The organism is Flavobacterium sp. (genome assembly GCF_044368995.1).
Classification (GTDB): domain Bacteria; phylum Bacteroidota; class Bacteroidia; order Flavobacteriales; family Flavobacteriaceae; genus Flavobacterium.
This window is the reverse complement of sequence record NZ_JBIPMS010000057.1, coordinates 1-10,515: the sequence shown is the minus strand read 5'-3', so window position 1 is coordinate 10,515 and position 10,515 is coordinate 1. Positions and strand designations below refer to the sequence as shown.

At 30.9% G+C, this 10,515-nt stretch carries 10 protein-coding genes; 4 read left to right on the top strand and 6 right to left on the bottom strand.

What is annotated here, in order from left to right:
• Both ACIQ2I_RS05560 and rsfS read right to left on the bottom strand, forming a co-directional pair.
• Window positions 1-878 (bottom strand): ATP-dependent metallopeptidase FtsH/Yme1/Tma family protein (locus ACIQ2I_RS05560; RefSeq protein ID WP_396181444.1); only part of this gene is annotated, 878 nt, incomplete at its 3' end.
• 6 nt (window positions 879-884) lie between these two features.
• Complete coding sequence (gene rsfS / locus ACIQ2I_RS05555) at window positions 885-1,253, bottom strand: ribosome silencing factor (RefSeq protein ID WP_396181443.1); 369 nt, start codon at window positions 1,251-1,253, stop codon at window positions 885-887.
• Window positions 1,254-1,337: 84 nt separating this feature from the next.
• On the opposite strand from rsfS, the gene ACIQ2I_RS05550 reads away from it, so the two are divergent.
• The 3 genes from ACIQ2I_RS05550 (at window position 1,338) to ACIQ2I_RS05540 (ending at window position 6,082) form a co-directional block, all read left to right on the top strand.
• A complete protein-coding gene (locus ACIQ2I_RS05550) occupies window positions 1,338-2,069 on the top strand; it encodes a biotin--[acetyl-CoA-carboxylase] ligase (RefSeq protein WP_396181442.1) in 732 nt (243 codons plus the stop codon).
• 92 nt (window positions 2,070-2,161) lie between these two features.
• Complete coding sequence (gene ccsA / locus ACIQ2I_RS05545; protein WP_396181441.1) at window positions 2,162-5,359, top strand: cytochrome c biogenesis protein CcsA; 3,198 nt, start codon at window positions 2,162-2,164, stop codon at window positions 5,357-5,359.
• Window positions 5,360-5,446: 87 nt separating this feature from the next.
• Window positions 5,447-6,082 carry a glutathione peroxidase gene (locus ACIQ2I_RS05540; protein ID WP_396181440.1) on the top strand — a complete coding sequence of 212 codons (636 nt, stop codon included), beginning with the start codon at window positions 5,447-5,449 and terminating at the stop codon, window positions 6,080-6,082.
• Between the two features lie 72 nt (window positions 6,083-6,154).
• Here the strand turns inward: ACIQ2I_RS05540 and ACIQ2I_RS05535 are convergent, their stop codons facing one another.
• Window positions 6,155-6,649: a GNAT family N-acetyltransferase gene (locus tag ACIQ2I_RS05535; RefSeq protein ID WP_396181439.1), complete on the bottom strand. Its 495-nt coding sequence runs from the start codon at window positions 6,647-6,649 to the stop codon at window positions 6,155-6,157.
• A 336-nt stretch (window positions 6,650-6,985) separates the two neighbouring features.
• Between ACIQ2I_RS05535 and menD the strand changes: the two genes are divergently transcribed.
• Window positions 6,986-8,647, top strand: a complete 1,662-nt coding sequence (menD, locus tag ACIQ2I_RS05530; RefSeq protein ID WP_396181438.1) for a 2-succinyl-5-enolpyruvyl-6-hydroxy-3-cyclohexene-1-carboxylic-acid synthase — start codon at window positions 6,986-6,988, stop codon at window positions 8,645-8,647.
• A gap of 9 nt (window positions 8,648-8,656) precedes the next feature.
• Here menD and ACIQ2I_RS05525 read toward each other — a convergent pair whose 3' ends face one another.
• From ACIQ2I_RS05525 to ACIQ2I_RS05515, 3 genes are all read right to left on the bottom strand, one after another.
• The gene (locus tag ACIQ2I_RS05525; RefSeq protein ID WP_396181437.1) at window positions 8,657-9,511 is read right to left on the bottom strand and encodes a tetratricopeptide repeat protein; all 855 of its coding nucleotides are present in this window, start codon (window positions 9,509-9,511) and stop codon (window positions 8,657-8,659) included.
• Between the two features lie 64 nt (window positions 9,512-9,575).
• Window positions 9,576-10,076 (bottom strand): DUF1456 family protein, encoded by a 501-nt coding sequence (locus ACIQ2I_RS05520; protein ID WP_396181436.1) that lies wholly within the window; start codon window positions 10,074-10,076, stop codon window positions 9,576-9,578.
• Between the two features lie 73 nt (window positions 10,077-10,149).
• Window positions 10,150-10,515 (bottom strand): alpha/beta hydrolase (locus ACIQ2I_RS05515; protein WP_396181435.1); only part of this gene is annotated, 366 nt, incomplete at its 5' end.

Here is a 10,515-nt window from a genome sequence, read left to right as displayed (position 1 = left end):
ATAAAAATAATAGCTGGCGCTTTTTCTTTGGCTTGTTTGAATAAATCTCTAACTCGAGAGGCACCAACACCTACAAACATTTCTACAAAATCTGAACCCGATAAAGAGAAAAAAGGCACGTTAGCTTCTCCAGCAACTGCTTTCGCTAGTAAGGTTTTTCCTGTTCCAGGAGGGCCTACTAGTAAAGCACCTTTTGGAATTTTTCCACCAATACTTGTGTATTTTTCTGGTGTTTTTAAAAATTCAACAATTTCTTGTATTTCTTCTTTGGCACCTTCTAATCCGGCTACATTTTCAAAAGTAACTTTTACATCATTTTTTTCGTCAAATAATTTGGCTTTAGACTTTCCTATGCTAAATATTTGTCCTCCACCGCCAGGACCACCAGCCATTCTTTTTGAAATAAAATAGAAAAATCCGATGAAAATTAAGGTTGGCAATAATAAACCTATCCAGTCACCCCAATTACCTGTTGGTTGTATATCGTATGCAGAAATTAACTTGTTTTTTTTAGCTTCTTTTAATTCGTTTTGAAAAAGTTCTAAACTCCCAACGTCCTTTACTAAATAATGAGGTCCTTTTTCTTTAGTAACTTTTTTTAAATCTTCGTCTTTAGATGAAATATAAGCCCCTTTTTTTAAGGTAACTTCAGCTGTGTTGCCGGACGTGCTTGTTAAAATATCTACTTTTTCAATTTGATTTTTGTTTAATAAATCATAAAAAGAAGAAATAGAAGTCGATTTCGGATAATTCATATCGAAACCACCATTAAAAAAATTGATTAGTAATATTACAGAAATGGCTAAAATTGGAAAAAACCAAGGGCCAAGTTTCACTACCTTAATAATAGGCTTATTTTTGTTTTCGTTTTCTGACATAATGGGTTAAAATTTATTTTCTATTGACGTAATTTTAGCATCACCCCATAGACTTTCAATATTATAATATTCTCTAATGTGTTTTTGAAATACATGAACAACAATACTTACATAGTCCATCAATACCCATTCGCCAACATCTGTTCCCTCAATATGCCAAGGTTTGTCTTTTAATTCTTTTGACACGCCTTTTTGTACAGAACTAACAACTGCATTTACCTGTGTGTTTGAATTTCCATTACAAATTACAAAATAATCACAAACGCTATTTTCAATCTCTCTTAAATCTAGAATATCAATATCTAATCCTTTTACATCTTCAATTCCTTTGATGATACTTGCTAGTAAATCATCTGTGCTAATATTTTTCGTCATCTAATATTTGTTCGTTTTGTGCAAAGGTATCATTTTTTGTCTTTATTTTTGTAACTTAAATTAAGTAATCATTAAATTTCTTATATGCATATTATCAAACTCAATGCCATTGATTCTACAAATACTTATTTAAAAGAAATGTCAGCCAAACAAACGGTTGCTAATTTCACAGTCGTAGTAGCTGAAAACCAAACAAATGGACGAGGACAACGTGGCGCAAATTGGGAAGTACAAGATGGTAAAAACCTAACATTCAGCGTTTTGATTAAAGAGGTGTTGTTAAATGTGGAGGAAGTTTTTAATTTAAATGTAATTGTAGCTGTAAGTCTTTTTCAAACATTTTTACAGCTTAAAATTTCAAATTTAGCTATAAAATGGCCAAACGACATTTTGGCAGATAAAAAGAAAATTTGTGGGATTTTAATAGAAAATCAATTTAAAAGTACTTCTGAAATACTTTCTATTGTTGGGATTGGCATAAATGTGAATCAAGAAAATTTTTCAAATTTACCACAAGCCAGTTCTTTAAAAAACCTTGCGGGTCAAGAATTTAATAAAGATGAGATTTTGTTGCACTTTTTAAACCAATTTCAAAGTAACCTTAATTTATATAAAAATGAAGGGGGCACCTATTTTTGGAATTTCTATCACGAAAATTTATTTAAAAAAAACACACCCATGGCTTTTGAAAATGCTGATAAAGTTAAATTTATGGGAATTATCAAACAAGTTATGCCAAATGGTAAGGTGGAATTAGAATTGGAAGATAATACATTGCAGTTGTTTGATATAAAAGAACTAAATATGTTATATTAGGTATTTCCAAACAGGTATTAAATTTTGTTAAAATCCCAACACTTAATTTCTTATTCTGTACATTTGCACGACTTTTAAAAAGACTATATTTTATGTTACAAAAATTACTTTCCACGCTATATTCTACACGCCTAATGGCACTTTTATTTATTGGTTTTGCAGCAGCAATGGCAGCAGGAACTTTCATAGAAGACGCCTATAACACAGAAACTGCTAGAATTTGGATTTATAACGCTTGGTGGTTTGAGGCCATTATGGTGTTTTTTGTAATCAATTTTTTCGGTAATATTAAACGCTACCAATTGTATAAAAAAGAAAAATGGGCTACCTTATTGTTGCACTTGTCTTGGATTTTTATAATTGTGGGTGCTTTTGTTACCCGATATATTAGTTATGAAGGTTTAATGCCTATTCGCGAAGGTGCGATTTCAAATACGGTTTATTCAGATATGCCACATATTTCGGCTTTTGTAGATGGTGAGTATCAAGGCGAAATGAAACGTAAAACTATTGAAAAGCAGTTATTATTATCTCAAGCTACCACAAATTCATTTACATTTTCAGATCAGTTTTCAGATATTTCTTACAAAATTGAATTACAACAGTTCATTATGAATGCTTCTGAAACGTTTAAACCAAATGCAAATGGTAAGTTATATATAAAATTAGTTGAAGCTATTGCCGGAAGTAGAAAAGAGCATTTTCTTGTTGAAGGCGAAGTGAAAAATATTAGTAATGTACTTTTTGCTTTCAATAAGTTTACACAAGGTGCCATTAATATTACAAAAGCTGCTGAAAATTATACGATTCAAACACCTTTTGATGGCAATTTTATGCGAATGGCAGACAAAATGCAAGGTACAATTGCAAAAGATAAGACAAGCGAGTTAATGTTCCGTTCTTTATATAATGCGGGTGGAAGTCAATTTGTTTTTCCTGAATTGGCTCAAAAAGGTGAAGTTGTTTTAGCGTCTAATAACGATTATAAGGACAAAAAAACAGACGACGCCATTATTGTTAAAGTCACTTCTCAAAACAAAGAAGAAGTTATTACACTAATGGGTTCAAAAGGAAAACAAGGCGAACCAAAAAGTTTTAAAATTGGAAAATTAGATTTCACATTAATGTATGGAAGTAAAGTACATACACTTCCTTTTTCAATTAAATTGAATGATTTCGTAGCCGAAAAATATCCAGGAACTGAAAAAAGTTACTCGGCTTTTAAAAGTAAAATCGAAATTCAAGATAAAGAAAAATCAAAAACATTTACGGATAGCGTTTTTATGAATCATATTTTAGATTACAGAGAATTTCGTTTCTTTCAGGCTAGTTTTGATGAAGACGAAAAAGGAACCGTACTTTCTGTAAACCACGATTTCTGGGGAACTTGGATTACTTACATCGGATATTTTTTATTATACTTTGCTATGATGGTCATTTTGTTTGATAAAAACACCCGATTTAATGATTTGAGAATAAAGTTAGAAAAAATTCGTGCTAAAAAAGCAACTTTAGTGGCTATTTTATTCTTTTTTGGAATGTTTGGTTTTGCTCAAGATAATCATACCAATCACGATGGACATAATCACGGAACCGACCCACACCAAAATGAAACTTCAGCAAAAAAACCAAAAATGCCAACGGCGGCAGAATCTTTAACAGAGGTTAAAAAATATATGGTTACTGCGGAACATGCTGAAAAATTTGGGCGACTGGTTATCCAAGATATCAGCGGAAGAATGAAACCGGTAAATACATTTTCATCTGAATTGCTTCGAAAAGTTTCTAAAAACGACACGTTTGAAGGTTTTACTTCTGATCAGATTTTGATTTCTATGAACCAATTTCCTGAGTTTTGGTACCAAATTCCAATAGTTTACTTGAAAAAAGGAAACGACAGCATTCGTAAAATTATTGGTGTTGACGCAGAAGCAAAATACGCACCGTTAATTAATTTTTTCGATGATTTCGGAAATTATAAATTGCAAAAACAAACGGATGAAGCATATAAAGAAGCAGTTCCCAATCAATTTCAAAAAGATTTTTTAGAGGCAGATAAAAAAGTAAATTTATTGTATTCTGCAATTAGTGGACAAATTTTACGTTTTTTCCCACTTCCAAAAGACGCCAATAATAAATGGGCTTCGTATTTAGAATTGCAACATCCTACAAAAACCAATTTGGATGTAGTTAAAAATATTATTCCTTTTTATTTTAGTGAAGCAGCAAAAGCATCTCAATCTAATGACTATAAAAGTGCAGAAAGTTTATTAAAAGGCTTATCTGATTACCAAAAGAAATTTGGTGGAAAAATCATGCTTTCAGACGATAAATTAGAAGCAGAAATTCAATATAACAAATACGATATTTTCAAGAAATTATTCTCGTGGTATATGTATGCTGGCGTTTTAATGTTCGTATTTGTAATTGTTCAAATTTTTAATAAAAAGAAATGGGTAAATTATACAGTAAAATTTTTCCACGTAACTATAATTTTACTATTTTTTCTACATTTAGCTGGATTAATTGTTCGTTGGTATATTTCTGGGCACGCGCCTTGGTCTGACGCTTATGAAAGTATGATTTATGTAGCTTGGGCAACCATGTTTTTTGGTGTAGCTTTCGGAAGAAAATCAGAACTTACTATTGCATCAACTGCCTTTGTAACCGCTATGATATTAATGGTGGCGCATTGGAATTGGATGGATCCAAGTATTGCCAATTTACAGCCGGTTTTAAATTCGTATTGGTTAATGATTCACGTAGCGGTTATTGTAGCAAGTTACGGCCCGTTTACTTTAGCTATGATTTTGGGATTGGTTGCCTTGTTTTTAATACTTTTTACCAACAAGAACAACAAAGCCAAAATGGAATTGAACATCAAAGAAATCACTTATATTAATGAATTGGCTTTAACAGTTGGTTTAATCATGTTAACTATTGGTAATTTCCTTGGGGGTCAATGGGCAAACGAAAGTTGGGGACGCTATTGGGGTTGGGATCCAAAAGAAACTTGGGCTTTAATTAGTATTATGGTTTATGCATTTGTAATTCATGCCAGATTTGTACCTGCTTTACGCGGTTTATTTGCTTATAATTTTATGTCGGTTTTGGCTTTTGCAAGTATTTTAATGACGTATTTTGGTGTTAATTTTCATTTAAGCGGTAAGCATTCGTATGCTTCTGGAGAATCTCAAAATGTGGTGTATTATTTATATGCTTTAGCTATTGTTTTGATAATTTCTGTCTTAGCTTTTATTAAGTATAAGAAATTGTACAAGAAAAAATAAGGTACCCATTTTGGTTTTTTTATTTAACCCAACATTAACTTTTGTTTGCTATATTTTTTTATATTTTTGAATTTAAATAAATTGATTATGAAATTATTTCACACGTTTACAGGCGCAGTATTGATATTATTGGCATGTAATACCAAATCGGAAGAAAAAAAATCAGAAAATTGGGAATATTTCGTTGGGAATACAAACGTAAATGTTTCAGTAGAAACTCCAAAAACAAATATTATGGAACAAGGTTCAATTTATGCTTTTAAAGTAAAAGATTTATCAGGAAACGAATTTGATTTTGCTTCTCTAAAAGGTAAAAAAATCTTAATTGTAAACACCGCTTCCGAATGTGGCTTAACTCCCCAGTATGAGCAATTACAAGCCGTTTATGAAAAGTATAAAAATAGTAATTTTGTAATTGTAGGTTTTCCAGCAAATAATTTTGGTTCTCAAGAACCTGGTACAAATGCCGAAATTGGTGCCTTTTGTAAAAAAAATTATGGCGTAACTTTTCCAATGATGGAAAAAATATCTGTAAAAGGTAGCGACATGCATGTTTTATACCAGTTTTTAACTCAGAAAAGTAAAAATGGTTTAAAAGACAGCGATGTAGAATGGAATTTTCAAAAATATTTAATTGACGAAAAAGGACATTTAGCAGAAGTGATGTCTCCAAGAGTTGTACCAAACGATACTTCAATTATTAATTGGATTGAGGGAAAATAAATTTAGTATTCAGTGTTCAGTTTTTAGTAGTCAGTAACTGAATACTAAAAACTGAACACTGAATACTTTTTTTTAAAGCATTTTCTGCATAAAAACCGAATGCAACCAACGGTCAAATTTATAACCAGCTTCTTTTATAAACCCCGCTTTTTCAAAGCCAAATTTTTCGTGAAAAGCAATGCTACTCTCATTTTCCGAATCTATAACGCCAATCATTGTATGCAGATTTTGCTTTTTTGCTAATTCGATTAATTCGGTAAGTAACAAATTGCCAATTCCTTTTCCGATATAGTTTTTCTTAGCATACACCGAATGTTCCACTGTAAATTTATAAGCTTCTCTAAATCGAAATTCACTGTAATAGCCAAATCCTACAATTTCATCGGCTATTTTTGCGACTATAATTGGAAACCCTTTTTGCAATTTTTCATCAAAAATAGCCAGTTGTTGTGCTAATGTTCTCGGTTTATAATCGTATAAAGCTGTGCCAGTTAAAATTTGCTCGTTAATAATTTCAAGTATAGCTGAGCAATCTTCCGTTTGATACTTATAAATTGTTGGGTTCATTTTAGAATTTATTTATGACATAAAAGTATAAAAAAATCTGTATTTATTAGTAAATTTGTAACTAAGAATATTTTAAAAACACATAGGTACATAGTTTTATTTATATTGCCACGAATTAACGAATTTAAAAAATAGTTGACATAGTTTGTATTATTCGTCTTTGACGAAAAATTCGAATTAAATCTAATCCCTTTTACATTAGTGAATTCGTGGCAAGATAATGATAAATTTGATTTGAAACATTCTTTTTGCTTTGTGTCCTATTTTGAGCGAAGCGACTTTTTCATCATAAATACCTATGTTTCTATGTGTTTATTAATTTTTTAACTATTAAAATTGAAAGTCAACTTATATCCAAAAATACCATTAGCGCAAGCGGTTATTCAAATTTTTCGTCAAAAAGAAATTCAGCATATTGTAATATCTCCTGGTTCGAGAAACGCCCCTTTGACTATGGGATTTACCAATCAGGAAGGTTTTACTTGTTATAGCATTGCTGATGAACGTTGTGCTGCTTTTTTTGCCTTAGGTTTGGCACAACAATTACTAAAACCTGTGGCAGTGGTTTGTACATCAGGTTCAGCAGTATTAAATTATTATCCCGCTGTTGCTGAAGCATTTTATAGTCAAATTCCTTTACTAATAGTTTCGGCTGACAGGCCAAAAAATAAAATTGACATTGGTGACGGACAAACCATTCGTCAAGAAAATGTGTTTGCTAATCATATTGTTTTTTCTGCGAATTTAACTGAAAATGCTTCTGAGCATAATGATAGTCTTATTGTTTCAGCAATCGAAACAGCCATTTCTCAAAAAGGTCCAGCTCACATAAATGTTCCGTTTGAAGAACCTTTATATGAAACACTTTTGGAACCAACTTATGTTCCAAAAGTCACTACTTCTGCTATTGAAGAAGCTGAGTTTACTTTAGATACCAAGTTCATTTCAGAATGGCAGTTGGCTAAAAAGAAATTAATTTTAGTAGGCGAGTTGTTACCAAATGCTATCGAACAAAAATATATTGATTCCTTAGCGGTAGACAAAAGTGTATTAGTGCTTTTGGAAAAAACATCTAATTTGCATCATCCTTCATTTATTGATAGAATTGATACTTTAGTTTCCACGTTTTCTGAAGAAGAAAAGCTTAATTTTCAACCCGATATTTTGCTTACTTTTGGTGGTATGGTAGTTTCTAAACGAATAAAATCGTTGTTACGAAATTATCAACCAACCCAACATTGGCATATTGATGAAATTAGGGCTTATGATACATTTGGTTGTTTGTCGCAACATTTTAAAATAAATAGTACAAGTTTTTTAAGTCAATTATTGGCTGAAAATAATGTTGTAGAATCAAAGTACCAACACGATTTTCAATCCATTTGGCAAGACAGATTAGTAAAGCACCAGAAGTATATGTCTGAAATTCCATTTTCAGATTTTAAAGTTTTCGATTTCTTAAGTCGAAATTTACCTAAAAATATTCAGTTGCAAGTTAGTAATAGCTCGCCAATACGTTATTTACAGTTGGTGCCTTGCAATAAAACAATTGAGGTATTTTGTAATCGTGGTACAAGTGGTATTGATGGAAGTACATCAACGGCAATTGGTGCGGCAGTAGCAAATAAAAAGCCTACAATCTTAATTACTGGCGATATAAGTTTTCTATACGACAGTAATGCATTATGGAACAATTATATTCCAAAGAATTTCAAAATTATTTTGATAAATAATAGTGGAGGAGGGATTTTTAGAATTTTACCAGGGCATCAAGAAACGGAAACGTTCAATACTTTTTTTGAAACGTCTCATCATTTAACAGCAGAACATTTAGCTAAAATGTATGATTTTGAGTATACTTCAGTCCAAAACGAAAACGAATTACATTCTGTTTGGAATTCTTTTATATCAAATCAAAACACGCCTTCAATTTTAGAGATTTTTACTCCTGAAAAAATAAATGATATTGTTTTATTAGATTACTTTAAGAATTTGTAGTTACAGAATTTATTTATTTAATTCTGTTTCCATTAACTTTAAGTATTTAGTAAACTGATTTTCAGTTTTCGACCATTTTTCAGCTTCCATTTTCCATTTCTTAAAATTAACTTTATCCTTTGTTTCATAATATTTAAAAGCAAGATTATAGGCAGTTTCTTGAATGTAGTTCTCTTCTTTACACGTTTTTACCATTGTAAAGTATGTTTTTATAACGTCATCTGTTTTTCCTTGATGATTATATGAATACGCTAATTCTTTATAAGTATAGCAATCATTTGGATTGTTTTTAATGGCTTTTAATAAACAAATTTCTGCACTTTCATATTTTTTTAATGCATTATAAGAAAACGCTAATTCTGTTTGTAATCCTTTAAAATTCGGATCTATTTTTTCTGCTTTTTCTAAATAAGTTAATGCTTTTTCACATTCATTCCACCCATTATATAGGTATCCCCAACGATAAAGATGGTCAATAGAATTTTCATCCGATTTGTAAATCGCTAACCATTTAGGTGTTTTCTCAATTTCAAGTTCTTTAAATTTAGATTCGGGTATTTCTGCTATAGCAACACGATTTGGCTCAAGTCTTACTTTCATAAAACCAACTTCTCTTATTGAATCTTGTTTTATTCTATTAAATTTCCCTGTTTTATCAATTTTAAAATCTCCTTCATAGTTTAAAGTTAAACCTGCTGTAGCGTCAATATAAATAAAACCAAAACTATAGAGACTATCTTTATCCATTTGATAGGCTACCCATTTGTCTTCACATTGCACATTTCTTTTATCGAATTTCAATTCGTTTTGAGCGTGTAGCGAGCTTATTGAAGCAAAAAATAATAAAGTAAATAGATTTTTCATAGTTAGAAATTTAGGGTTGAATCAAATATAAAAATAAATCCTCAATACTATTGAGGATTTAATGTTATTTTTTTCCGTCTTTAAATTTAAATTTTTCAACTGGATTTTGTTTGGCAGGTTTTTTATCGTTGCCAAATTTATTTTTTCCAAACGCTGGTTTTTTATCTGAATTTTCACCGGTTTTGGGCTTAAATTCTTTCTTTTCACCAGTTCTTGGTTTATACTGTGTTTTACTATCCGTTTTATTATAAGGTTTTTTAGGTTCGTAAATGGTTTTATCCGTTTTCTCGGTTTGTGTTTCGTAATCTTTGTGAGTCTTAATTACTTCTCGAGGGTTTTTTGGGTTTTCCTTCGTACCACGTAAATGAATAATTAATCCGTTTAAGAAATTACGTAGAACTTGATCACCACATTCCATAAAATTAGCGTGGTCTTCCGCACGGAAAATATCACCTAATTCGCCTTTCGACATTTTAAAATCGACTAAATTTAAGATTTCTACTATTTGGTCGTCACGCAATTGTAAAGCCACACGTAGTTTTTTGAAGATATCGTTGTTGTTCATTTTATTGTTTGTTGTTTATTGTTTATTGTTTGTTGTTCGTAAATAGTAAATCGTAAATCGTAAATCAATTTTGTCAGAAAAGCCAAAGATACGCTTTTGCGAAAGCATTTCTCCATAATTTTTCGTTATGTTTGCCCTCTTTTACAATTACAGATTTATTTAGCTTTTTGCATTCGCAACGTTTTGAATTTATTAGCGTTTCCATTTCTTTCATGTCGGAAACCATTGTTCCGTCATCTTCTTTATCGCCACACAGCATATAAATTTTGGTAGTAAATTTTGGTGTGTCCTCCATTTTCTGAAAAATTTCTTTCTTATTTATCCAAAAAGCAGGTGAGAAGCAACCTACTTTTCCAAATACTTCTGGATATTGCAAAGCTGCGTAAAAAGAAACCAATCCGCCAAGCGAGCTTCCAAAAATACCAGTATTTTTTGTATT

Coding starts and splice junctions, on each gene's coding strand:
- ACIQ2I_RS05550 (WP_396181442.1), top strand. CDS start 1,338: ATGCATATTATCAAACTCAATGCCATTGATTCTACAAATACTTATTTA.
- ACIQ2I_RS05525 (WP_396181437.1), bottom strand. CDS start 9,511: ATGAAAAATCTATTTACTTTATTATTTTTTGCTTCAATAAGCTCGCTA.
- ccsA (WP_396181441.1), top strand. CDS start 2,162: ATGTTACAAAAATTACTTTCCACGCTATATTCTACACGCCTAATGGCA.
- ACIQ2I_RS05535 (WP_396181439.1), bottom strand. CDS start 6,649: ATGAACCCAACAATTTATAAGTATCAAACGGAAGATTGCTCAGCTATA.
- ACIQ2I_RS05540 (WP_396181440.1), top strand. CDS start 5,447: ATGAAATTATTTCACACGTTTACAGGCGCAGTATTGATATTATTGGCA.
- rsfS (WP_396181443.1), bottom strand. CDS start 1,253: ATGACGAAAAATATTAGCACAGATGATTTACTAGCAAGTATCATCAAA.
- ACIQ2I_RS05520 (WP_396181436.1), bottom strand. CDS start 10,076: ATGAACAACAACGATATCTTCAAAAAACTACGTGTGGCTTTACAATTG.